Annotated in this window: 20 protein-coding genes and 1 tRNA gene; 6 read left to right on the forward strand and 15 right to left on the reverse strand. The window is 71.8% G+C overall.

Translation table 11 applies throughout. The features are described 5' to 3' along the window. Window positions 1–462: 462 nt before the first annotated feature. The gene (locus ABZT14_RS01020; RefSeq protein ID WP_356294988.1) at window positions 463–1170 is read right to left on the reverse strand and encodes an SDR family oxidoreductase; all 708 of its coding nucleotides are present in this window, start codon (window positions 1168–1170) and stop codon (window positions 463–465) included. Window positions 1171–1284: 114 nt separating this feature from the next. Here ABZT14_RS01020 and ABZT14_RS01025 point away from each other — a divergent pair, with 114 nt between their 5' ends. Further along, entirely contained in the window at window positions 1285–1944 is a 660-nt protein-coding gene (locus ABZT14_RS01025) for a TetR/AcrR family transcriptional regulator (RefSeq protein ID WP_356294991.1), read from the forward strand. Window positions 1945–2046: 102 nt separating this feature from the next. On the opposite strand, the gene ABZT14_RS01030 is transcribed toward ABZT14_RS01025, so the two are convergent. Next, window positions 2047–2120 (reverse strand) — tRNA-Thr (locus tag ABZT14_RS01030). Between the two features lie 252 nt (window positions 2121–2372). Here ABZT14_RS01030 and ugpC point away from each other — a divergent pair. The 3 genes from ugpC to ABZT14_RS01045 all read left to right on the forward strand — a co-directional run bounded on the left by ugpC (window position 2373) and on the right by ABZT14_RS01045 (window position 5054). Continuing rightward, on the forward strand, window positions 2373–3494 hold the full coding sequence (gene ugpC, locus ABZT14_RS01035; protein ID WP_356294993.1) for a sn-glycerol-3-phosphate ABC transporter ATP-binding protein UgpC: 1122 nt from the start codon (window positions 2373–2375) through the stop codon (window positions 3492–3494). Window positions 3495–3673: 179 nt separating this feature from the next. Next, window positions 3674–4087 (forward strand): hypothetical protein, encoded by a 414-nt coding sequence (locus ABZT14_RS01040; protein WP_356294996.1) that lies wholly within the window; start codon window positions 3674–3676, stop codon window positions 4085–4087. 178 nt (window positions 4088–4265) lie between these two features. Continuing rightward, a complete protein-coding gene (locus ABZT14_RS01045; protein ID WP_356294999.1) occupies window positions 4266–5054 on the forward strand; it encodes a nucleotidyltransferase family protein in 789 nt (262 codons plus the stop codon). Window positions 5055–5172: 118 nt separating this feature from the next. Here the strand turns inward: ABZT14_RS01045 and ABZT14_RS01050 are convergent, their stop codons facing one another. The 7 genes from ABZT14_RS01050 to ABZT14_RS01080 form a co-directional block, all read right to left on the reverse strand. After that, window positions 5173–6807 (reverse strand): DoxX family membrane protein, encoded by a 1635-nt coding sequence (locus ABZT14_RS01050; RefSeq protein ID WP_356295002.1) that lies wholly within the window; start codon window positions 6805–6807, stop codon window positions 5173–5175. A 546-nt stretch (window positions 6808–7353) separates the two neighbouring features. Further along, window positions 7354–8286 (reverse strand): 23S rRNA (guanosine(2251)-2'-O)-methyltransferase RlmB, encoded by a 933-nt coding sequence (rlmB, locus tag ABZT14_RS01055; protein WP_356295005.1) that lies wholly within the window; start codon window positions 8284–8286, stop codon window positions 7354–7356. A gap of 130 nt (window positions 8287–8416) precedes the next feature. Then, on the reverse strand, window positions 8417–9808 hold the full coding sequence (gene cysS / locus ABZT14_RS01060) for a cysteine--tRNA ligase (protein ID WP_356295006.1): 1392 nt from the start codon (window positions 9806–9808) through the stop codon (window positions 8417–8419). A gap of 271 nt (window positions 9809–10079) precedes the next feature. Then, window positions 10080–10484, reverse strand: coding sequence for a PPOX class F420-dependent oxidoreductase (locus tag ABZT14_RS01065; protein ID WP_356295009.1), 405 nt, complete (start codon window positions 10482–10484; stop codon window positions 10080–10082). Window positions 10485–10622: 138 nt separating this feature from the next. Beyond that, the gene (ispF, locus tag ABZT14_RS01070) at window positions 10623–11129 is read right to left on the reverse strand and encodes a 2-C-methyl-D-erythritol 2,4-cyclodiphosphate synthase (RefSeq protein ID WP_356295011.1); all 507 of its coding nucleotides are present in this window, start codon (window positions 11127–11129) and stop codon (window positions 10623–10625) included. Beyond that, the gene (ispD, locus tag ABZT14_RS01075) at window positions 11119–11889 is read right to left on the reverse strand and encodes a 2-C-methyl-D-erythritol 4-phosphate cytidylyltransferase (RefSeq protein ID WP_356295013.1); all 771 of its coding nucleotides are present in this window, start codon (window positions 11887–11889) and stop codon (window positions 11119–11121) included. Before ispD ends, ispF begins: the two co-directional genes overlap by 11 nt. 337 nt (window positions 11890–12226) lie before the next feature. Further along, window positions 12227–12709: a CarD family transcriptional regulator gene (locus ABZT14_RS01080; RefSeq protein ID WP_010472787.1), complete on the reverse strand. Its 483-nt coding sequence runs from the start codon at window positions 12707–12709 to the stop codon at window positions 12227–12229. Between the two features lie 591 nt (window positions 12710–13300). On the opposite strand from ABZT14_RS01080, the gene ABZT14_RS01085 reads away from it, so the two are divergent. Continuing rightward, the gene (locus ABZT14_RS01085; protein ID WP_356295016.1) at window positions 13301–14002 is read left to right on the forward strand and encodes a DUF461 domain-containing protein; all 702 of its coding nucleotides are present in this window, start codon (window positions 13301–13303) and stop codon (window positions 14000–14002) included. A 73-nt stretch (window positions 14003–14075) separates the two neighbouring features. On the opposite strand, the gene ABZT14_RS01090 is transcribed toward ABZT14_RS01085, so the two are convergent. From ABZT14_RS01090 to ABZT14_RS01100, 3 genes are all read right to left on the reverse strand, one after another. Beyond that, window positions 14076–15764, reverse strand: coding sequence for an IS1182 family transposase (locus ABZT14_RS01090; RefSeq protein WP_356295019.1), 1689 nt, complete (start codon window positions 15762–15764; stop codon window positions 14076–14078). A 160-nt stretch (window positions 15765–15924) separates the two neighbouring features. Further along, window positions 15925–16608, reverse strand: a complete 684-nt coding sequence (locus ABZT14_RS01095) for a response regulator transcription factor (RefSeq protein WP_356295022.1) — start codon at window positions 16606–16608, stop codon at window positions 15925–15927. Then, window positions 16605–17930, reverse strand: coding sequence for an ATP-binding protein (locus ABZT14_RS01100; RefSeq protein ID WP_356295024.1), 1326 nt, complete (start codon window positions 17928–17930; stop codon window positions 16605–16607). The genes ABZT14_RS01095 and ABZT14_RS01100 overlap by 4 nt, the downstream gene beginning before the upstream one ends. Before the next feature lie 320 nt (window positions 17931–18250). Here ABZT14_RS01100 and phoU point away from each other — a divergent pair, with 320 nt between their 5' ends. After that, window positions 18251–18934 carry a phosphate signaling complex protein PhoU gene (phoU, locus tag ABZT14_RS01105; protein ID WP_356295026.1) on the forward strand — a complete coding sequence of 228 codons (684 nt, stop codon included), beginning with the start codon at window positions 18251–18253 and terminating at the stop codon, window positions 18932–18934. A 518-nt stretch (window positions 18935–19452) separates the two neighbouring features. On the opposite strand, the gene ABZT14_RS01110 is transcribed toward phoU, so the two are convergent. The 3 genes from ABZT14_RS01110 to ABZT14_RS01120 form a co-directional block, all read right to left on the reverse strand. Beyond that, window positions 19453–20004, reverse strand: coding sequence for a hypothetical protein (locus tag ABZT14_RS01110; RefSeq protein WP_356295028.1), 552 nt, complete (start codon window positions 20002–20004; stop codon window positions 19453–19455). Window positions 20005–20014: 10 nt separating this feature from the next. Then, on the reverse strand, window positions 20015–21385 hold the full coding sequence (fes, locus tag ABZT14_RS01115) for an enterochelin esterase (protein WP_356295030.1): 1371 nt from the start codon (window positions 21383–21385) through the stop codon (window positions 20015–20017). A gap of 157 nt (window positions 21386–21542) precedes the next feature. Next, window positions 21543–22547, reverse strand: a complete 1005-nt coding sequence (locus tag ABZT14_RS01120; RefSeq protein ID WP_356295033.1) for a zinc-binding dehydrogenase — start codon at window positions 22545–22547, stop codon at window positions 21543–21545. Between the last annotated feature and the right edge of the window lie 103 nt (window positions 22548–22650).

Below are 22650 nucleotides of genomic sequence, written 5' to 3' on the forward strand. Positions count from 1 at the left end.
ACACCGGCTCCGCGACCAGGGCTGCTCCCTCCCTGACCTCCCGCTGGCCACCGGAGCCCGGCTAGGACGACCGTCCCGGCGGCATCTCACCAGACAGCGGAGTCCACTGACGGGAACCCCGACCGGGTCGCCCTTGCCCCGCAGGTCACCCTCGCGTACCTGTGTCCGGCCACCGCAATCGACCGCAGTGACTGGAGCGGGCCCGAGGGATCCTCACGGGCGACCACCCTCCTGGGACACCTCGAAACCGAGTGACCCCGCCGGCTGTGGTCGCACCTCTCCTCACGCCTGCGGGGCGGTGGGCGCTCCGCTTCCTCCTCCTCGCCGCCGTCTCCCCGTTCTGTCTCGGGCGTCGGGGGTACGCGGGTCCAGGTGGGTGGTGCCTGAGCGGGAGCGTTCGCGGGGTGTCGTCTGCCGTGCCCCGTCGAGGTGGTGGGGGCGCGGACGGAGCAGGGCAGTGCTTCAGGCCCGGGTGTAGCCGCCGTCGGCGAAGAGTTCGGCGCCGGTAACGAACGACGAGGCGTCCGAGGCCAGGAAGAGCGCGGCTTCGGCGATCTCCGCCGTGTCGGCCAGCCGCCCCAGCGGTACGACGGCTTCGGCGAACTGGTCGGCGTCCCCGCCAGCGGCACGCAGCAGGGCGGGGGTGCGGGTGGGGCCCGGGCTGAGGGCGTTGACCCGGAAGTCGCGCTCCCGTGACTGCCGGGCCCAGTTGTGGACGAGGTTGCTCAGTGCCGCCTTTGACGCGCTGTAGACCTCCAGGTGTTCGTTGGGGCGCGCGCTGTTGCTCGAACCGATGACCAGGACGGAGGCACCTGCCGTCAGTAGGGGTAGCGCCTTTTGCACGGTGAACAGCGTGCCCTTGACGTTGACAGCGAGTGTCAGGTCGACGTTCTCCTCCGTGTGGGCGCCGAGTGTCGCGTCCGCGGCGATTCCCGCGTTGGCCACCAGCACGTCGATGCGCCCGGCTTCGTCACGGACCCGGGTGTACAGGGCGTCAAGGTCGGCCAGGTCCGAGACGTCCGCCTGGACGCCGGTCGCTGCCGGGCCCAGTGTCCGTACCGCCTCTTCGAGGCGGTCGGCGTCGCGGCCGGTGACGAAGACCCGTGCGCCCTCTCGGGCGAAGCGGTGGGCGATGGCCAGCCCGATCCCGCTGGTACCTCCGGTGATCACGCCACCTTCTCCTGCAGTGCGCCTGACATGGCGGGACTCCTTCAGTTCTTGACTGGGTCGTCCAGAACGTAGCCAGTAATGGACGATCCAGTCAAGAATGGATACGGTGACGCCATGCCAAGACCACGCGCCTTTGACGAACGCGATGTCCTGGAGCGGGCACGGGAACAGTTCTGGACGACCGGCTACGCGGGAACGCGGATGGACGACATCGCCCGGGCCACCGGCCTGGGCAAGGGGAGCCTCTACGGCGCGTTCGGGGACAAGAACGCGCTGTTCCACCGCGTGTTCGCCGACTGGTGCACCGCGGTCGTCGAGGTGGCCGGAGAACAACTGACCGGCGGCCCGGACGAGGAGGCTCTTGGCCGGCTGTCGGCGTACGTGCACCTGATGGCGGAGAACGCGGCCGTGGACACCGAGCATCGAGGGTGCCTGCTGGCCAAGGGGGTGGCGGAACGGGCCCAGCACGACCCGACCGTCAACAAGCAGTCAGCCCAGGTCATGACGGCCTTGCTGGCCCTGCTGCGGGAGGAGATCGTCGCCGCTCAGCGCAACGGCGACATCGACAGCGCCGCCGACTCGGAGCACTTGGCGGCCATGCTGCTGACGGTGGTCCGTGGCCTGGAAGCTGTGGGTAAGGCCGGCTTGGCCCCGGAGGTACTGCGAGCCACCGCGGAGACCGCGATGGCTGCGCTGCCCACGCCCGGGAAGCGGAAGCGCCACACAACCGAACGCGACGCCCCCGCGGCGGAGAACGACCCCGCCGAAAGCTGACCCTCGCGGGCCTCCACCGTGCCAACGGGACAGCGCTGCCCCCAACCGCCCCATGCAACGAGAAAGGCCAGGTCAGAAGCTATCTGGCCTGGCCTTCACAAGAGCCCCCTGCCGGAGTCGAACCGGCGACCTACGCATTACAAGTGCGTTGCTCTGGCCAGCTGAGCTAAGGAGGCGCGTGGTGCCCGAGCAGTGTACCCGCGGGGTGTGGCGGTACCGAACGCGTTCCGGGCACCAGGCGGGCGTACAAATCGGGGGTGCGGGCGCTGACAAAGGGGGGTGGGCCGGGATAGCGTTCGCGCAGTCCAAGAGTGGATCAGACCCGCGTAGTGCCTCCGGCACCCACCGTGCGTCGTCGCCGCTGGTTCAGCGGCTCCCCTTTACAACGGATCGTCCGGCACGTTCCTGCCGGTGAAGGAGACAACAACATGGCTACGGTCACCTACGACCAGGCGACCCGGGTGTACCCGGGCAGCGACAAGCCCGCCGTCGACAAGCTCGACATCGACATCGCCGACGGGGAGTTCCTCGTACTGGTCGGCCCCTCGGGCTGCGGCAAGTCGACCTCGCTGCGGATGCTCGCCGGGCTGGAGGACGTCAACCAGGGCGCCATCCGCATCGGTGAGCGTGACGTCACCAACCTGCCGCCGAAGGACCGGGACATCGCGATGGTGTTCCAGAACTACGCGCTGTACCCCCACATGTCCGTCGCGGACAACATGGGCTTCGCCCTGAAGATCGCGGGTGTGTCCAAGACCGAGATCCGCAAGAAGGTCGAGGACGCGGCGAAGATCCTGGACCTCACCGAGTACCTGGACCGCAAGCCCAAGGCGCTCTCCGGTGGTCAGCGTCAGCGTGTGGCGATGGGCCGGGCGATCGTCCGGGAGCCGCAGGTGTTCCTGATGGACGAGCCGCTGTCCAACCTGGACGCCAAGCTGCGTGTCCAGACCCGTACCCAGATCGCCAGCCTCCAGCGCCGGCTGGGCATCACCACCGTGTACGTCACCCACGACCAGGTCGAGGCCATGACCATGGGTGACCGGGTGGCCGTGCTCAAGGACGGGCTGCTCCAGCAGGTCGACTCGCCCCGCCACATGTACGACAAGCCCGCCAACCTCTTCGTGGCCGGCTTCATCGGTTCCCCGGCCATGAACCTGGTGGAGGTGCCGATCACCGACGGCGGTGTGAAGTTCGGCAACAGCGTGGTGCCGATCGAGCGCGAGGCCCTGGACGCGGCGGGCCAGAGGGGCGACACCACCGTGACGGTGGGCGTCCGCCCCGAGCACTTCGACCTGGTCAACGGCGAGGGTGACAAGAAGCTGGCCAAGGACGCGCCGGCCGGTCTGCCCATCACCGTGAACGTGGTGGAGGAGCTGGGCGCCGACGGTTACGTCTACGGTTCCGCCGAGGTCGGCGGCGGCCACAAGGACCTGGTGGTCCGGGTGTCCGGCCGTAACGTCCCGGAGAAGGGCTCGGTGCTGCACGTGGTGCCGCGCAGTGGCGAGACCCACGTGTTCTCCACCTCCTCCGGCGAGCGCCTCAGCGACTGACGAGGGCCAACCGGCTTCCCGGGGGCCGTACTTCCGCAGAGCGGGGGTACGGTCCCCGGTGTCGTGAGGGCCGCTCGAAACCGCACATGTCAACCCGGTGATCGAACATCGCGCTCCGGCGCTCCCCTGAAGAGTGACGGAATGTCGCCATATCACCACAGCTCGCTACGCTCTCGTATGTGAAACACGTAGCCCGCCGCATCGGCCGATCCCTCGCATTCGTCCTGCCGGTCGTTCTGGTCCTGTCCGGCAGCCTCGCCGTCACCCAGGTTCCCTGGGCCAACGACTCCTCCACCTCCCAGGTGGTGAACGCCGCCACGGAGCAGAAGGCACCCCAGCGGACCGCTCCCCACGAGCAGTTGCGACAGCGGCTGGTCGCCGAACTCCGGCGCACCGACCCCGGGGTGGCCCTGACGCAACTCCAGCGTGAGGTGGACCGCAAGCCCTCCCTGGCGCGGCACTGCGCCGACCTGGCGCGGTCCCTGGGGAAGGCGGCCGTACGCACCTACGGCGCGCTGACCGCCCAGAGCTACTCCCGCCCGGTGTGCGACAGTTCCTTCGCCCTCGGGGTGGCCGACTCCCCGCAGCGCTGAGCCCCGGGGTCCGGCACCGGTCGCCCACAGTGACGAGGGCGGCCGGCCCAGGCCGGGCCCCAACACCCCGGCGCCGTACACTCGTTGGGCCGTTCCGCTCCCCTGACCTGGGCGTCGGGGAGGGAGCGGCCCGCCCCCGGGGAACCCTCGGGGGGCCCGAGCCTCTAGGGTGCTGGCCATGACAGCTCCCCAGAAGTCCGCGCAGGGTTACGGAAGCGCGCAGCGTCCCACCCAGGCCGTGATCCTCGCCGGAGGCCAGGGTTCCCGGCTCCGCCCGTACACCGACGACCGGCCCAAGCCGATGGTGGAGATCCCCGGCACCGGAACGCCCATCATCGGCCACCAGCTGGACTGGCTGGCGGCCGAGGGGGTCACCGACGTGGTGGTCTCCTGCGGACATCTGGCCGAGGTGCTGGCCGAGTGGCTGGAAGCGACCGAACTGCCCCTGGTGGCGGCCGAGTCGGCCGGCCAGGCGCCCCGTATGCGGGTGCGTACGGTGGTGGAGGAGGAGCCCCTGGGACGGGGCGGCGGACTGCGGTTCGCGGCCAAGGAGCTGCCCCGGCCCGGTGAGCCCTGGTACGCCACCAACGGCGACATCTGGACCCGTTTCCCGCTGCGCAGGATGGCCGACTTCCACGCCGAGCGGGACGCCACCGCCACGCTGGCGCTGGCCCGGCCCCGTATCCCCTGGGGAGCCGTGGAGACCGACGAGTTCGGTCACGTGCGGGACTTCATCGAGGCGCCCCCGTCCCCGTTCCTGATCAACGCCGGTGTCTACGTGTTCGCCGCCGACTTCGCCTCGTTGCTGCCGGAACGGGGCGACCACGAGCGGACCACCTTCCCCCGGCTGGCGAGGGAACGGCGGCTGGCCGGTTTCCCGCTGCCCCAGGGCGCGTACTGGCGCTCCATCGACACCGCCAAGGACCTCTCGGAGGCCGCCCGGGAGCTGGCCGCCCACCGCGACTGAGGTCGCGGGGCCCGGGCTCGCGGAGAGCGACCGGGACGGCCGTGGGCCCGAACTCCCCTCTGGTGAGAGGGAGTCGGGCCCACGAACGGTTCGGCCTACGAGGGCGCGGACACCTGGCTCAGCCGAGGAGGCCGCCCAGCGCGCCCTGCCGGCCCCCGGAACCGTTGCCGGCGGAGGACTCGCCCTGGTCACCGCCACTGTCGCCCCCGGTGGTCGGGGTACCGGACGAAGAACCGGCGGAGGGCGGTGCCTGCTGCTCCTGACGCGGGGGCTGGGTGGGCTCCGGCGGCACCGTCTCCCGCAGGGTCGGCCCCGACTCGGGGCCCTCGGTGGTGCCCTGGCTCGGGGAGGCGGGGGCCGACCGCTCGGGCTGCCGCTCCCGCTGGGGGTCGTCCTGACTGGGCGGCTGGCTGTCCACCCCGGCGCTGGGGCTGCTGGGCAGGGGCGAGCCGGGCAGCTTGTTGCTGGGCGGCGGTGTGCGGTCGGGGGTGGGTACGGTGTCGACCTCGGCCGACCGTACGGCCCCGCCCAGCATCGAACCGATCAGCAGGGTCACGCCCACCACGAGGGTGGCCATCAGGGTGCCGCGCCGCAGCACCCGGCGTCGTAGCTCGCCAACCTCGACCCGGGGGCCCAGGGTGCGCCAGGCCTCGCCGGCCAGTCGGGCGTCCAGGGAGTACACCGGGGCGCCGGCGATGATCAGGGGGCTCCAGGCGGCCAGGTAGATGAAGTCCGGCATCTCGTACACCGGTACCGCCCGCCAGCTGACCGTCACGATCAGCGCCGCCGACAGCAGGGCACCCACCGAGGCCGCTGCCCGTTGCCAGAGGCCCAGCATGGTGAGCACCCCGACGATCACCTGGAGGAACGCCACGGTCAGCCCGGAGCCCACCGGGTGGGCCAGGGCGAAGTCCCGCAGCGGCTCGGCCACCCCCCAGGGGTGCAGGCCTCGTAGCCAGGTCACCAGGGAGCCACGGGAGCCGCCGTCGAAGTACACCGGGTCACACAGCTTGCCCATGCCGGCGTAGACGGAGACGAACCCGAGCAGTACGCGGAGCGGCAGGAGCACCACGCCGAGGTTCATCCGTCGGCCCGGGTAGAAGGCCTGCCGCTCGTCGCGCCTGCCGTCGCGCTGGCCCTCGCCCGGCCCCCGCTGGTCGGAGGGCTCCGCGCGCAGCCCGCTGAGCAGGGGCTCCTCGGAGGTGTCGGGGCCGGAGGGGTCCTCCCGGAGAGGCGGGGGAGGGGCGAACCCGGCCGGGGTACGAGGGGCCACCACGGTGGCGGCAGCCGCCGGGCCGGTGGGGGCGGAGTCGAGGTGCGACCTCGGCGGGTACCCGAGCGTGACCCGGGGCAGCGCCATCGTGGTCGAGTTGGGGTCCTCCTCCTCGGCCTCCAGGGGCGGCGGCAGCGTCTGGAGCAGTTCGCCGGTGAGAGCCTCGCTGGCCGAGCCCTGTCCGCTCCACACCACCGGGCGCCGTCTGCGCGGCACCGTGGTGGCTCCGGCGATCCCGGCGAGCGGGGCGCCGACCGGGGCGACCGGTACGGCCGGGGTGAACAGCGAGGGTACGGGGCCGGACAGGTCCACCCGGAAGCTCAGGTGGTTGACCACGACCTGCGCCGGATCGCACGGCACCTTGGCCATGTTCAGCGCGGACTCCTCCTCGGCCAGCGCCGCGGTCTTGCGGCCGGGAATGATCCGGGTGCGTGGGCGGTCCCCGGGGACAGGGGTGGGTGCTTTGGTCTCCACACTCATCTAACCGAGTGACGGTCAGATAGGACACTGCCTTGACCGGCCCGATCTGTCGGAGACCCGTCAACTCCCGTCCTCAGGGCCCCGGTTCACCGCCCGTCACCCCGCCCCCTCGGTTGGTTCAGCGCCGGTGTCGCCCGGTGTCGCCGCCGTGCCGGACGGTCGGGGCGGGGGCGGTCATCCCGTGGGTGGGTTGCGGTGCCTCGCGGGGTGGTTCGGGGCCGGGGCGTCTCGCCCGTGGGCTGGCTGAGCGCACGGGTTACGACGTCCTGCGGGGTCGCCCGGTGCCGGGCACGCTTCCCGTGGGGCGGTTGGGTGTTGGTGCCCTGTTCGGTGGGGCGGTTCGCGGGGTGGTTCGGGGCGGGGCCTCGGCTTCGGGGGAGCGGTCCAGCGCGGAACGCCCGCCTCACCGGGGGGTTCAGTGTGGAGGGGGCCGCTCTGGCGGGTGGTGCAGTGCACCGGTTACGGCTCCCCGTCGGACGGTCCGGGGCACGTCACCCCGCACCGCCTGGGAGCGGCGTGCGGGGGTACGGCGTCCCGTCGCGCCGTTCAGCGTTGGCGGGAGGCCTCGTAGAGGACGACGCCGGCGGCCACTCCCGCGTTGAGGGACTCGGTGCCGACGGCCATCGGGATGCGGGCCCGTACGTCGCAGGTCTCGCCCACCAGCCGGGACAGGCCACGGCCCTCGCTGCCGACGACGATCACCACCGGGCCGGCGAGGAGGTCCAGTTCGCGGACGTCGGCCTCGCCGTCGGCGGCCAGGCCGACCACGGTCAGCCCCGCCTTCTGGTACGACTCCAGCGCCCGGGTGAGGTTGGTGGCCCGGGCTACCGGGGTGCGGGAGGCCGCGCCGGCCGAGGTCTTCCAGGCGCCGGCCGTCATCCCGGCCGCCCGCCGCTCGGGTACCACCACGCCGTGGCCGCCGAAGCCGCTCACCGAGCGCACCACGGCGCCCAGGTTCCGGGGGTCGGTGACCCCGTCGAGGGCGACGATCAGCGGGTCCTCGCCCCGGTCGAAGGCGGCGGCGGCGAGGTCCTCGGGGTGGGCGTACTCGTAGGGGGGGATCTGGAGGACCAGCCCCTGGTGGTTGAGCCCGTTGGTCATCCGGTCCAACTCGGGGCGGGGGGCCTCCACCAGGTGGATACCGCCGCGCTCCTGGGCGTGCCGCAGCGCGTCCCGTACCCGGTCGTCGTTGTCGATGAACTGCTGTACGTAGAGGGCGTTCGCCGGCACGCCCTCGCGCAGGGCCTCCACGACCGGGTTGCGGCCCACCACCAGTTCCACCCCGGACTTCCCGGAGCGGCGGGGGCGGGACTGTTCGCGGCGGACGCGGGCCTGGGCGGCCCGCTGCTTGGCGTGGCCCTTGCGCATCTCGGCCGGCGGGGTGGGGCCCTTGCCCTCCAGGCCGCGTCGACGGTTGCCGCCACTGCCGACCTGCGGTCCCTTCTTACCGGACACGCGGCGGTTGCTGTTACGGGCCATCGGGGCACCCTCACTGATCGGGTCGGGGGGTTGGTCGAGCGGCTGGGGGAGCGTTCACCCACAGCCGCTCAACTGTACGGCCCGGGGCCGGTGGACCGGAAACCGAGGACCGGTCCGGGGCCCCGGGCGGTCAGCGGTCGCCCAGCTCCCAGCGGGGGCCGGCAGGGGTGTCCTCGACCACCAGACCGGAACTCTGCAACTGGTCCCGGATGGCGTCGGCGGTGGCGTAGTCCTTGCGCTCGCGGGCGGCCTGCCGCTGTTGCAGCACCAGGGACACCAGGGAGTCCACCACCCCGTGCAGGTCCTGGCCGCCCTCCTGGGCCCACTCCGGGCTCAGCGGGTCGAGCCCCAACACGCCCAGCATTCCCCGCAGTTCGGCGAGGCGGGCGATGGCGGTCTCCTTGTCGTCCGCGTTCAGGGCGGCGTTGCCCTGACGGACGGTGGTGTGGACGACGGCCATGGCCTGGGGGACGCTCAGGTCCTCGTCCATCGCCTCGCAGAAGGCGGTGGGGAGTTCGGTGGCGGGGCTGACCTCGCCGACGCGTTCGGCGACCCGCTGGAGGAACCCCTCGATACGGGCGAACGCGGACTCGGCCTCCCGCAGGGACTCCTCGCTGTACTCGATGGTGGAGCGGTAGTGCGGGGTGCCGAGGTAGTACCGCAGCACGATGGGGCGCCAGCGCTTGACCATCTCGGAGACCAGGACCGAGTTGCCCAGGGACTTGCTCATCTTCTCGCCGCTCATGGTGACCCAGGCGTTGTGGGCCCAGTAGCGGGCGAACTCGTCACCGAAGGCGCGGGACTGGGCGATCTCGTTCTCGTGGTGGGGGAAGACCAGGTCGATGCCCCCGCCGTGGATGTCGAAGACCTCGCCCAGGTACTTGTGGGCCATGGCCGAGCACTCCAGGTGCCAGCCGGGCCGGCCGCTGCCCCAGGGGGTCTCCCAGCTGGGCTCCCCGGGCTTGGCGGCCTTCCACATGGCGAAGTCCCTCGGGTCCCGCTTGCCGGTCTCGCCCTCGCCCTCGGGCTGGAGCAGGTTGTCCAACTCCTGGTTGGACAGGCTCAGATACCCCTCGAAGGAGCGAACGTCGAAGTAGACGTTGCCGTCGGCGGCGTAGGCGTGACCCCGGTCGATCAGCTCGCGCATCATCGCGATCATCTCGGGGATGTGGCCGGTGGCGCGGGGCTCGCAGGTGGGCGGCAGGCAACCCAGCGCGTCGTAGGCGGAGTTGAAGGCCCGTTCGTTGGCGTAGCCGATGGCCCACCAGGGGCGGCCCTGGTCCGCGGCCTTGGCGATGATCTTGTCGTCGATGTCGGTGACGTTCCTGACGAACGTCACGTCCAGGCCGCGATGGAGGAACCAGCGGCGCATGATGTCGAAGTTGAGTCCCGACCGGATGTGCCCGATGTGCGGGGCGGCCTGCACGGTGGCGCCACACAGGTAGATCGAGACGCAGCCCGGCCGGATCGGGGCGAAGTCACGGATCTTCCGGGCGCTGGTGTCGTACAGCCGAATAGTCACGCGTCAAGGGTAAGCGCCCGTCCCCGGTGCCCCGTGCGGGACGGGGCACCGGGGGTACGACTCAGGGTGCGTCGTTCGGATCACTGCGAGGCTCGCGTGCGGTGTCACCGAGCGTGCCGCACCTCGCCGCGTTGTCGCCGCGTTGTCGCTGTAGGTCGCCGTGGGCCGCTGCCGCCGATGCGCTGCATCGACTCCTCCTCCGCCTTGCCGTGTCCACGGCCCACGACACCAGAACGCGCTTCCTGATCTCCCAAGATCCAAACGAAACACCCTAGAGGGAACCCACTACCTTCCGGGGCTTGACCCGCACGATCACCCGTTCCCCGTCCTGGCCGGCCCGGGGGTTGAACTCCGCGTAGTCCTTGCCGGTGTACTTCCGCGACAGCTCGTCGATCAGCTCCTGGCCCCCCTCGGTGCTCAACTCGGCGGTGCCGCGCACCTCGGCGTAGGTGTACGGGGCCTCGGCGGGCTGCACCACCACCGTCACCCGGGGGTCGCGCCGCAGGTTGCGCTCCTTGCGGCGCCCTCGGGTGGTGGAGATCAGCAGGTCGTCCCCGTCCCGCTTCACCCAGACCGGGGACACCTGCGGGGACCCGTCCGGCTGGATGGTGGCGATGGTGACGAACACCGGTCCGTCCAGGGTCTGTCGGAGCTTCTCGGAGAGTTCGGCGGTCATGTCGGGAGCCCTTCCTTGGGTCGACTGCGATCCTCCACACGGTGCGGCCCGCGCGCTGTCCACAGACATACGCCGTCGGGTCGCCCACCCCACGAAGCGACGCCCGAGGGGTTGGGTATTCCCCGCGAGTGCCCGCCCTCAGTGCTCCGTCCGTACCACCAGCGCGGTGGCCACGGCGGCCAGGCCCTCGCCCCGGCCGGTCAACCCCAGGCCGTCGGTGGTGGTGCCGGACACCGACACCGGGGCGCCGCCCACCGCCTCGGACAGCGCCCGCTGGGCCTCGGTCCGGCGCCGGCCGATCTTGGGCCGTACCCCGATCACCTGGATCGCCACGTTGCCCACCGTCCAGCCGTCGGCGGTCAGCAGCCGGTGGGCCTCGGTCAGCAGGGCCACCCCGGAGGCGCCGGACCACTCGGGGCGGTCGGTGCCGAAGTGGGCGCCCAGGTCGCCCATCCCGGCCGCCGAGAACAGGGCGTCACAGGCGGCGTGGGCGGCCACGTCGCCGTCGGAGTGGCCGGCCAGCCCGAACGGTTCGCCCTCCCACAGCAGGCCCGCGCACCACAGGGGGCGACCCTCGGCGAAGGCGTGCACGTCGGTGCCGGTGCCCACCCGGGGCCACGGGGCGGTGAGGAACTCAGAAGCCATCGGTGGCCCTCCTCCGAGCGAGTACGGCCTCGGCCAGCACCAGGTCCAGGGGCCGGGTCACCTTGAACGCCTCCTGGTGACCGGGGACCAGCACCACCGGTGCGCCCAGCCGCTCCACCATGCCGGCGTCGTCGGTGGCGCCCTCGCCCGGCTCGTCGGCCAGCCGCTGGTGGGCCTCGGCCAGGGTCGCCCGGTCGAAGCCCTGCGGGGTCTGTACGGCACGCAGCCGGGAACGGTCGGGGGTGGCCACCACGGGCTCCGGCTCCCCGCCCTCGCCGGGCTTGACCTCCTTGACGGTGTCCGGCACCGGCAGCGCGGGCACCACCGCCGGCCTGCCCCCGCGTACGGCGGCGGCCACCGCGTCCACCAGTTCCACCGGGACCAGGGGGCGGGCGGCGTCGTGCACCAGCACCACGTCCACGGTGTCGGGCAGAGCCGCCAGGCCGAGACGTACCGACTCCTGCCGGTTCTCCCCGCCGGCCACCACCAGCACCTCCACCGCGTCGTCCGGCAGGGGGTGGGCGTACAGGGCGGCGCGTACCTCCTCGGTGCCGTCGGGGGGTGCCACGACCACCACCAGGGAGACGGCGCGCGCCTGGGTCAGCGCCCTTATGGCGTGGATCAGCATGGGGGTGCCGCCCAGGGGGCGAAGGGCCTTGGGGGTGCCCGGTCCGAGTCGGACCCCTCTTCCGGCGGCGGGAATGACGGCCGCGGTGCGGCCGGCGGCGCCGGAGCGGGGATTCTCGGAATTATCAGACATCAGTCGCGCGTTCAGGTTTGTGTCCTCAGCCGTGGTGGGTATGGCCACAGCGTGCCGGGCGTGACATCCCGACCGTCCCCTTCCGTGACAGTGGTCGGGCCGGCTGCCCGAGCCCGGCACACCAGAGCAGCGAGGTTACCCACTTCGCGGACATGCCGCAGCGCCCGGCGACGGGTTCATCGCGCGGGCACTGCGGCAGAGGTGAAGCACGGGAAACGGAGCCTCCGCCGGTTCCCTCCCGCCGTGGCGGTTCGGGACGTCGTCGGCTGACCGTTCCACTCTCCCTTGACCCACACGCCTTCGGGTGGCGTCCGGCGTGGGGCGCGTCAGGGGGTGATCAGGAGGCGAGGACCTCGTCGAGCAGGGTCTCGGCCTTGTCTTCGTTGGTGTTCTCGGCGAGGGCCAGCTCGCTGACCAGGATCTGGCGAGCCTTGGCCAGCATCCTCTTCTCACCGGCGGAGAGGCCGCGCTCACGCTCACGGCGCCACAGGTCGCGGACGACCTCGGCCACCTTGATCACGTCGCCCGACGCGAGCTTCTCCAGATTCGCCTTGTAACGGCGGGACCAGTTGGTGGGCTCCTCGGCGTAAGGCGCGCGGAGCACCTCGAAGACCCGGTCCAAACCGTCCTGCCCGACGACATCACGCACGCCTACGAACTCCGCATTGTCCGCCGGCACCCGAACCGTCAAGTCGCCTTGTGCAACCTTCAAAACCAAGTAGGTCTTGTCCACGCCTTTGATCTGACGAGTTTCGATGGCCTCGATCAGCGCGGCCCCGTGATGGGGATAGACCACGGTGTCGCCAACCTTGAACGTCATGTGACAGGTACCCCTTCCGTGGCTATCCAGGATAGCACGGGACGAGGGCATCCTGAATGGCGTTTCCGCAGGTCAGGGCATATCTCGGGGCTTGACAACGGACCCCCCGTCGTGCATCGGCCGGGGGGTTCGGGCGGGAATTCGCAGGTGAACGGGGCTCTGTGTGCGGAGTGAAACCCCGGCGCAACAAGGCGGCGGCCCGGGGAATCCTCGGGCAACTGTCCGAAATGTCTGGGTCATTGCGTGGGCCGGTTCTGGTTGGCCGGAAATTGATCAACACTTCGCGAAGGTGATTGGGGACACGGAGAAGCCGTGAAGGCGCGTAACCGAATTCGGGGTGATCCAAGGATCTTCGTGGAGGGCTTTCCCCGGAATGGCCGGCGGCCCCAAGTCCCCTGTTCCCAAAGGTTATTCCGGCCCGTTCGGGTCCCGTGGACCGCCGCCCGGAGGGCCGGTTGCCGGCCGATCAGCGGCGATCGGTAACCTGAGCCCGCTGACCATCGGTCGACCCCCGCCAGAGGGTGACCGCCACCGTTCGCGACCGGGCGCGAAGTCTCGGCCGCCTAGCTCGTCATAGGAGATGCCGCAGCCGTGAGCAGCAGCCTTCGACGCGGCACCCTCGCCGCCAGCGCCCTCGCGCTCTCGATCCCCGCACTGGCGGCCTGCGGTGCCGGCAACGACGCGCAGACCCTTGAGATCAAGCCGGACAACGCGGCGGTGACCGAGGGGACTATCAAGATCCAGAACGTCAACGTCGTCACCACCCGCGAGGGCAAGGGCCCGGCCACCGTGGTCGCCCGCCTCTTCAACAGCGGTGACCGGGACCAGACGGTCAAGGCGGTCGCCGTCTCCGGTGTGAAGGCCACGCTCACCCCGCCGAAGAACGCGCCCGGCCGCTCCAACGCCGTGGTGGTACCGGCCGGCGGCTCGGTGGCCTTCGGCGGTCAGGTCGACGGCAAGGACAACAAGGCCGACGAGGTCGCCGTCGCCCTGATCGAGTCCATCGAGAAGACCGGCGCCCGCAACGGCAACGCCCAGCCGGTGGTCTTCGACCTCAGCAGCACCGGCGTGATCAAGCTGCGCGCCACCGTGGTGCCCAACACCCACCACTGGAAGGAGTACGGGCCCAAGGCCCAGCCCTCCCTCCCCGAGGCGTCCCCCTCCGACTCGCCCTCGGGCGAACCGGATGACTCCGGTGACCACGGCTCCGAGACGCCCGGCGGCGACGAGTCCGGCGAGGCCTCGACGGCGGCGACGCCCGGCGCTAGCTCCCCGCAGGCCGAGGGCGAGTGACCCCGGGGCACGGCCGCGTACGCGGTTAGCGCACACGTCCGAGGGGCCCGGAGAGTACGACTGACGCTGTTGGTTAATTCGGGCCCTGTTGCTTCGCCCCGTCGGTCTTCTGGTCGGCGGGGCGAAGTGCTGCGAAGTGGCTGGTGCGGGTGCGGGCCCGGGGTGTTTCGGTGAAGTGGGCGTCGATGCGGGCGAGGTTGATGGCGGCGCCGGTGAGCTGGTGCTGAAGGCCGGTCTTGACCAGGCCCCGGTAGCGGGATCTGCGCAGGCCGCAGCGCCCGACTGCCTGAGAGATGGTGCCTTCGACGCCGGCGCGGATCTTGTAGCGGTCTTTCCATCCGTCGGTCTGCTGGAGAGCGCGGGTGCGTTGAAGGGCCTGGTGCTCGTCGTGCTGCCGCAGGGTGAGTTCCCTGCGTTCGGCCTTGGGCGAGCTGACGCAGTCCCGCAGTGCGGGGCAGTGGCGGCAGTCGGCCGGGGAGAACCTGACCCGGATCACCGGAAGCTGCTGCTGAGAACTGCGCAGGGCCCACTGTGTGCTGGTAGCTCCGTTTGGGCAGGTCACCTGCTGCTGGCCCCAGTCGATGGTGAAGGCGTCCTGGTCGTAGCCGCTGCCGTTCTTCGCCTGGGCGACGGTGACGGCTTGCAGCGGTCCGTGCAGCTCGATGCCGTGTTCACGGCGGGCGGCCGCGATCTGGGCGGCGGTGGCGTATCCGGTGTCGACCCAGTGCTCGCCGGGCAGGCAGTCCCGTTCGGTGAGGCCGTTGTGGATCGTCTCGCTCATCACGCTGTCGGGGACGGTGGCCTCGGTCGTGGCCACGTTCGTGATCAAATTCGGGGTGTCCGGCTCGCAGGTCTCGGTGAGATGGGTCTTGTATCCGTCCCAGAGGATGTCGCGTTTCTTGCTGCCCCTAGCTTCGGGGTCATAGGGCGTGACCAGGCGCTTCGCGCCCGGCGGGCGGTCTTTTGGGTCCCTCCGCCGCACCTCGCCCCCGGTCAGGTGGAAGTGCTGGACCCACATCTGCCGCAGGATCTTCACCTGCTCCAGCTCTCGCAGGGCGGCCGGTGCCTGGGGCGAGAAGACGGCCTCAAGCAGCCGCATCCCGTCCATGCCGATCCGCCGGCCGACCTCCTCCCGTTTGGCGTTGGCCTTGGGGAACCGAGAGTCCTCGGCCCGGGTGGCGTAATGCCGGAACCAATCAGGCTCGGCGATCTCCACCAGCCAGTCGGGGGCCGTCTGTGCGAGCGTGTTCAACGCTGAACGAAGCGTTTCCGCGACCATCTCCAGCCAGCACAGTTCCCGTACCGCGGACTGCACATGCGTGGAGTCAGTACGAGCCCGGCCGGCGGTCTTGAGCAGCCCCCTTTCCCGGGCCGCAGCCAGGATGCCGTCCAGCACCCGCCTGCCCGCCTCCGCATCGATAAGACGGTCCCTGAACTCCGACAGCACCGAGAAGTCAAAGCCCGGATCACCGAGTTCCAGCGCGAGGGCGTATTTGAAGTCGATCCTCGCCCGCACCGCCTCGGCTGTCTGCCGGTCGGTGAGTCCCTCGACGAACTGCAACACCAGCACCAGCGCCAGTCGGCCCGGTGACCAGGCGGGCTTCCCCCGCGCCGGGAATAGATCGGCGAACTCCTCGTCGATGAACAGCGGACCCAACTCGTCCCGGACCCGGATCGCCAGACTCCCCTTCGGGAAGGCGGCCCGCGCCACCCGCACCGTCTCCGCCGGGATCTCCCCCGACCCCTTCGGCTGCAAAGACATCGACACCCACCCCATACGACAACGTCGGCTCCCAAGACCACAACCAGGTCTTGGGAGCCGACGTCACGCACGGGCCCGAAATAACCAACAGCGTCAGTACGACTCTCCGGGCCCCTCGGACGTTCGTACGGCCTGGTCAGCTGTTCGTACGGTCCGGGGGTCAGGGCTCGAACTTGTAGCCCAGCCCCCGCACGGTCACCAGGTAGCGGGGGGCTCCGGGGTCCGGCTCGATCTTCGCGCGTAGCCGCTTGACGTGGACGTCCAGGGTCTTGGTGTCGCCGACGTAGTCCGCGCCCCAGACCCGGTCGATCAGCTGCATCCGGGTCAGCACCCGGCCGGCGTTGCGCAGCAGCATCTCCAGGAGGTCGAACTCCTTCAACGGCAGGTCGACCTTGTCGCCGTCGACGGTCACCACGTGGCGGTCCACGTCCATCCGTACCGGGCCGGCCTCCAGGGCGGCCGGGGAGGGGTCCTCGGCGGGCTCACCGCGCCGGCGCAGTACCGCGCGGATGCGGGCGACCAGTTCGCGGGAGGAGAAGGGTTTGGTGACGTAGTCGTCGGCCCCTATCTCCAGGCCCACGACCTTGTCGATCTCGCTGTCCTTGGCGGTCACCATGATGACCGGCACGTTGCTGCGGCCCCGCAGCTGCCGGCACACCTCGGTGCCGGGGAGCCCGGGCAGCATCAGGTCGAGCAGCACCAGGTCGGCGCCGTTCCGCTCGAACTCCTCCAGTCCTTCCGGCCCCGTGGGCGCGATGGCCACCTCGAAGCCTTCCTTACGAAGCATGTACGACAGTGCGTCGCTGAACGACTCTTCGTCCTCGACGACGAGCACTCGGGTCACGGGAGGACCTCCGGGGCTGAAAGTTGGTCGCGTTCTCGGCTGACGGGGTGGTACGGGTCCTGGTCGACGTCGTCCTCGTCGTCGACCTCGGAGGGTTCCTGGAGCGCGCCGCTGAGTTGTCGCAGCTCCCGCCAGTCTCCCTCCGCGCGTTCCCTGGCGCCCCCCGCCTCGGGCAGTCGCAGGGTGAAGGTGGAGCCCTGTCCCTCGGCGCTCCAGACGGTGACCTCCCCGCCGTGCGAGGCGGCCACGTGTTTGACGATGGCCAGGCCCAGTCCGGTGCCTCCGGTGGCCCGGGAGCGGGCGGGGTCGACCCGGTAGAACCGTTCGAAGATGCGGTCGCGGTCCTTCTCGGAGATGCCGATGCCCTGGTCGGTGACCGAGATCTCGATCATGCCGGGCTGGCCCGGGGCGTCGCCGCCGTTGGGGACGCGGCGGGCGGCGATGCCGATCCTGGTGCGCTCGGCGGAGTAGTTGACGGCGTTCTCCACCAGGTTGCCCAGGGCGGCGGCCAACTGGCCACGGCTGCCCCAGACGTGGAGGCCGGCGGTGCCGCCGGTGGCGATGGTGATCTGCTTGGCGGTGGCCGGGTGGCGGCAGCGGTCCGTGGCCTCGCGGACCAGTTGGTCCACGTCGACGGACTCGGAGTCCTCCAGGGGGTCGTCGTTCTGCACCCGGGAGAGGTCGATGAGTTCCTGCACCAGGCTGGTGAGCCGGGTGGCCTCGACCTGCATCCGTCCGGCGAACCGTTCCACCGCCTCGGGGTCGTCGGAGGCGTCGAGCACCGCCTCGGAGAGCAGGGACAGGGCGCCGACCGGGGTCTTCAGCTCGTGGCTGACGTTGGCGACGAAGTCGCGGCGTACCGCCTCGATCCGGCGGGCCTCGGTGAGGTCCTCGACCAGCAGCAGCACCAGGCGGGAGCCGAGGGGGGCCGCCCGGGCGGAGACGGCGGGGCCCTCGCCCCGGCCGCTGCCCCGGCGCGGCAGGTCCAGTTCGTCCTGCCGGATCTCACCGTCGCGACGGGTCTCGCGGGCCATCTGGAGCATGGCGTCCACGGCCAGTCGGCCGCCGCGCACGATGCCCAGGGCGTAGGCGGCCGAGCTGGCCTTGACCACGTTGTCGCTCTCGTCGAGTACGACGGCGGAGGAGCGGAGTACGGACAGCACCGTGTCGACGCCGGGTGGGAGCTGGGCCTCGGAGTGGATGGGGCTGCGGGTGGGGCGGGACTGTTCGCGTTCGCTCCAGCGGAACGCCAGCATCGCGACCACACCGGTGCACACGCCGGCGATCGCTGCCGCTGCGGCGACCGCCGCGTTCACGTCCATGCCACCAGGTTATGCACCATCCCGGGCACTTCCCCAGGGCTGTTCCGCCGCCTCGTGGGAGGTGTCCACCAGAGTTCACCGCCCGGACCCGGGTGGTTCACCGCCGGCGCCACCTGCGGGGACGACGGCTTCCGGGGTGGCCGTGGGGCCGGTGGACGCGGGGGTGGCGTCTCCCAGAGTTCACCTGGGTGTCGGGGCCGGTTCATCCGCCGAGCCGGTGTGCGACGTGTTGGCCCGCGAGCGTGGCAGCCTGGACAGCCCTCGGGGTCACCGACCCCCCGGGGAGGTCGTGCCACGGCGTACTGGAGGGAAGAACGAAGATGCGGGACGCTTATCACGAGGAGCTGGACTCGATCAGCGACAGTCTGGTCGAGATGGCGCGGCTGGCCGGTTCCGCGATCGGCCGGGCGACCACCGCCATGCTGGACGCCGACCTGAAGCTCGCGGAGAGCGTGATCGCCGCCGACGAGAAGGTGGACGACCTCCAGCGCGACCTGGAGAGCCGGGCGATCAACCTGCTGGCCCGGCAGCAGCCGGTCGCCACCGACCTGCGGATCGTGGTCACGTCCCTGCGGATGAGCGCGGACCTGGAGCGGGCGGGGGACCTGGCGCAGCATGTGGCGAAGGTGGCGCGACTGCGGTTCCCGGACTCGCCGGTGCCCCGCGACCTCCAGGCGACCCTGTTGGAGATGGGGCAGCTGGCGCAGCGGCTGATGGCCAAGGCGGGCGAGGTCATCATCACCAAGGACGTGGACCTGGCCATGCAGTTGGAGCAGGACGACGACGAGATGGACCTGCTGCACCGCACCCTGTTCCAGCACCTGATGGACGACCGGTGGCGGCACGGCATCGAGACGGCGGTGGACGTGACGCTGCTGGGCCGTTACTACGAGCGGTTCGCCGACCACGCGGTCTCGGTCGCGCGCAGGGTGGTGTACCTGGTGACCGGGGAGCACGCGGACGAGTTGGAGTCGGGCACGGAGACCGAGGTGTCGGGCGGGTGAGCTGAGCCGTACGCGGTCACCTCCCGGCTCGGTGACGGGTCGGCGGGCTGTCGTCGAGCGTGGAGCCCCCGTGGCGGGACCGGCCACCAGGGGCGTGGGGCATCCGCCGAGTCGGTGGCCCCCGTACGTGGGGGTGCCGCCGGTTGTCGTCCGGCCGGCCTGCCACCGCGCGCCGTGGGTGCGCCGTTGACGGTCGGGTCGGTGGCCGGCTGTGCTGGTGGTCCAGCGCGGCCACCGGGTCCTGGTGGGAGGTCGGGTGGCCGACCTCCCGGGTGCCGCCCCGCTGTCGGGGCGTGCCGTGGGCGGGTTGGTGGCCGACCGGACCTGACGAGGAGGCCGCCATGCCCGACCGTTCCCCTGTCGTCCCGTGTCCCGTGGTGCCGGAGCCCCGTGCGGGGGCCTGTGGTTGTGGGCCCGGCTGTGGCTGCGGTTGCCAGTCCGGCGGCTCCTGTTCCTGTGGCGGCAACTGCCGCTGAGCCCCGGGGGGTTGGGCCCTGACGTACGTCCGCGTGGGTGGGTCAGGCGCCTGGCTGGGGGGCCGAGGCGAGCACGCTGGCCAGTGCCGCGCGCCGTTCGCCGGGGGCGGGGTCGGGGTCGAGGCCGAAGGTGCCGCGCTCCCACTCTTCGAGGAGGCCCGCCATGGCCAGGGCCTGTTCCGCCCAGGACCGCAGGGCGGGGTGCACGTGTCCGGCGATCTTGAACTGTCCGAGTGCCCCGGCGAGGCGGGCGCTCACCTCGCCGTGCAGGAAGCGGATGTGGGCGTCGTCGGCGTCGAGCCAGGCCCGGACGCCGGCGGCGTCCCGGTCCCACACCTCCTCCGGGACCAGTCCCCAGTCCTCGACCAGGGCGGCGACCCGGCCCGGGGCGTGTTCGTCGCCGCCACCGGAGGCGTACCATTCCTCCAGGTCGCGCAGGGTGTCGTGTCCGTCGTCGCTGCCGAAGGGGGCGGAGGGGTCGCCCTCGTCGAAGCACCACGGTGGCGCGACGGCCACGAACGCCGGGTGGCTGGTGGAGGGGGAGAGCCCCTCGTCAGGGTCGTCCAGGAAGGGCTTCGGCCCGTGTCGTCTCACGGCGGCGACCCTAGCGAGCCCCTCTGACAACCGGACCGGTCGCCGGCTCGGTCGTCAGAGGGGCACCGTCTCCCAGCAGCTCCACCAGCGCGTCGGCGAGGCCGCCGCGCCAGCAGGCGTAGTCGTGGCCGCCGTTGTACTCGGTGAGCGTGACCCGGTGTCCGAGGTCGTCCAGGGTGTCGCGCAGCTGGTGGCAGAGGTCGACCATGGTGCCCTCGTACCGGCCCACCTCCAGGTGGACGCGCGGCCGGGGGGCGCCCTCGACGGCGGGGCGTTCGGCGAACCGGTCGGCCAACCAGGGCCTGCCGTCGGGGAGTTGACGTGGCACCTCGGGCGGATGGCCGGGCCGCCACCACAACGAGGGGGACTGGGCCAGCAGCCGGCCGAAGCGGTCGGGGCGCCGCAGCCCGGCGTACAGGGCGGCCATTCCGCCCAGGCTCTGGCCGGCGATCACGGTGCGCCCGGGGTCCTGGCTGAGCGGCCAGCGGTCCCTGGCCCAGGGCAGCAGTTCCTCGGCGAGGAAGTGGACGTACTCCTCGTGGGCGCCGACCTCGCGCCAGCGGGTGGGCTGGTCGACGGCGTCCGGGGCGAGTACGGCCAGGGGGCGGATCTTCCGGTCGGCCAGCAGCGCGTCGAGGGTGTGCCGCAGCCCGAGCCGCCCGAACCACATGTCGCCGTCGGGGAGCACCAGGACGTCCAGGGAGGCGGCCCAGCCCGGGGGGAGGTAGACCCACACCCGGCGTTCCGCGTCCAGGGCCGTACTGCGCAGGGTCAGCCGTTCCACCCCGCCCCGGGCGATGCCGTCCCGGGGGGTGGTCCAGGGCTGGGGCGGTGCCTGGGGCAGGGCGAACACCGAGCTGTCCGGGCGGTGCCAACGGCCGGGCAGGACACGGGAGTTGCGGGGGTCGTGGGCGGCGTGGGCGGTGAGGGCGCGCAGTCGCCGCTGACCTCGCTCGGGGTCGGCCGGCGGTGGGCTGGGGGAGATGTCGGAGACCAGCGAGTACGACGCCCGGTGGTCGGCCCGCAGCCGGTGGGTGAGGTACCAGATGTCGGTGCCGGGCAGCGGGGTCAGCAGGGAGTCGGCCAGCCGTTCGCGGTCGGTGAGCCGGTTGGCGAGCAGTAACACCTGTCGGGTGGCCCGGTGGCCGCGCCACAGGAAGGTGACGGCGCGGTGGTCGGGGTCGCCCGCCAATGGCTCCACCAGCGGGGTGCCCTCGCGGTCGACCAGCCGCCAGAACTCCTCGACCAGGAGGCCGTGCCGGGTGGGCTCGGCCTCCCGCAGCCGCAGTGCGAGCGCGGCGAGTGTGGGGGAGGTCGGGCCGGCGTGTGGGGGAGGTGGTGGGTGCGGGGGCCGGATGTGGTGTTCGGTGGGTGCGCCCATGACTCCCCGTCGTTCACTCGTGGTTGGCCGTTGTCGGGTGGCGGGGCCGGAGAAGGGCCCCGCATCTACTTAGCTTAGGCTAAGCTAACCTCTCTCGCGGTGGGTTTACGCCACCGAGTCCCCCCACCCACCGCACCGGGGTTCGCCGCCGCCCGGCTCAGGGCGTCAGGACGACCTTGCCGATGGTGGCCCTCCCCTCCAGGGCCCGGTGCGCCGTCGCCGCCTCCGCCAGGGGAAACAGCTGCACCAGGGGGCGCCAGGTCCCCTCGGCGGCCAGGGCGAGCGCCTCGGCCTGCGCCGCCCGTACCCCCTCCGGCCCGCCCAGCCGCTCCACCATCGCCGGCCCCACCACCGTCCGGCTGCGCACCCCGCGCCGCCCCTGCTCCTCCTCGGACAGCACCGCCCCCTGGCCGGGGTCCAGGGGGTTCGCCGCGTGCCCGTACGACAGGTGGGTACCGCCAGGGGCCAGCAACTCCAGCGCGGTACGGGCCAGTTGGCCGCCCACCCCCTCGTAGAGCAGGGTCACCGGGCGGCCCCCGAACCGTCGGCGCACCCGCTGCTCCCAGTCCGGCTCCCGGTAGTCCACGGCCAGGTCGGCGCCCAGGTCCCGTACCGCCAGCACCTTGGCCCGGCCCCCGGCCGCCCCGACCACGGTGGCGCCACGGTGCCGGGCGTACCGCACCAGCAGGGAGCCCAGCCCCCCGGCCGCCGCCAGGACCAGCACCAGGTCACCGGGCCCCGGCTCGGCGAACCGCAGCACGCCCAGGGCGGTACGGCCGGTGCCCACCATGGCCAGGGCCTCCGGTACGGACAGCCCCGCCGGTACCGGGTGCACCCGCTCGGGGTCGGCCACCGCGTACTCCGCGTACCCGCCGAGACGGTCCCCCAGGTGCGCCGCCACCAGTCGGCCCCGCCACTGCGGCGGCACGCCCTCCCCCAACTCGTCCACCACTCCGGCCACTTCGCGTCCGGGAACCACCGGCAGCTCGGGCAGGGGGTACGGGCCGAGGGTGGCGCCGGAGCGGAGCGCCGTGTCCAGCAGATGCACCCCCGCGCCGGCCACCCGTACCCGCAGCTGCCCGGGGCCGGGCACGGGGGTGGGTACCCGCTCGTGGCGGAGGTTCTCCGGGGGGCCGAACCGGTGCAGTCGGATGGCGTGCATGAGGGTGCTCCCGTTCTCTCGCGGACCGCCGGCGGGCGGCGGCGTCCCCGTTCAGCAGGGTGCTCCCTCAAGCGAACTTGAGGTCAAGAGTGGTGTCCGCGCC

This window comes from Streptomyces sp. NPDC005438 (assembly GCF_040606315.1).
In the GTDB taxonomy this organism is placed as follows: domain Bacteria; phylum Actinomycetota; class Actinomycetes; order Streptomycetales; family Streptomycetaceae; genus Streptomyces.

Bases quoted from the DNA above. Each gene is read 5' to 3' on its own strand.
- ABZT14_RS01100 (WP_356295024.1), bottom strand. From the start codon at position 17,930: ATGGACGTGAACGCGGCGGTCGCCGCAGCGGCAGCGATCGCCGGCGTG.
- ABZT14_RS01025 (WP_356294991.1), top strand. From the start codon at position 1,285: ATGCCAAGACCACGCGCCTTTGACGAACGCGATGTCCTGGAGCGGGCA.
- phoU (WP_356295026.1), top strand. From the start codon at position 18,251: ATGCGGGACGCTTATCACGAGGAGCTGGACTCGATCAGCGACAGTCTG.
- ABZT14_RS01050 (WP_356295002.1), bottom strand. From the start codon at position 6,807: ATGAGTGTGGAGACCAAAGCACCCACCCCTGTCCCCGGGGACCGCCCA.
- fes (WP_356295030.1), bottom strand. From the start codon at position 21,385: ATGGGCGCACCCACCGAACACCACATCCGGCCCCCGCACCCACCACCT.
- ispF (WP_356295011.1), bottom strand. From the start codon at position 11,129: ATGGCTTCTGAGTTCCTCACCGCCCCGTGGCCCCGGGTGGGCACCGGC.
- ABZT14_RS01090 (WP_356295019.1), bottom strand. From the start codon at position 15,764: ATGTCTTTGCAGCCGAAGGGGTCGGGGGAGATCCCGGCGGAGACGGTG.
- rlmB (WP_356295005.1), bottom strand. From the start codon at position 8,286: ATGGCCCGTAACAGCAACCGCCGCGTGTCCGGTAAGAAGGGACCGCAG.
- ispD (WP_356295013.1), bottom strand. From the start codon at position 11,889: ATGTCTGATAATTCCGAGAATCCCCGCTCCGGCGCCGCCGGCCGCACC.
- ugpC (WP_356294993.1), top strand. From the start codon at position 2,373: ATGGCTACGGTCACCTACGACCAGGCGACCCGGGTGTACCCGGGCAGC.
- ABZT14_RS01120 (WP_356295033.1), bottom strand. From the start codon at position 22,547: ATGCACGCCATCCGACTGCACCGGTTCGGCCCCCCGGAGAACCTCCGC.
- ABZT14_RS01045 (WP_356294999.1), top strand. From the start codon at position 4,266: ATGACAGCTCCCCAGAAGTCCGCGCAGGGTTACGGAAGCGCGCAGCGT.
- ABZT14_RS01065 (WP_356295009.1), bottom strand. From the start codon at position 10,484: ATGACCGCCGAACTCTCCGAGAAGCTCCGACAGACCCTGGACGGACCG.
- ABZT14_RS01080 (WP_010472787.1), bottom strand. From the start codon at position 12,709: ATGACGTTCAAGGTTGGCGACACCGTGGTCTATCCCCATCACGGGGCC.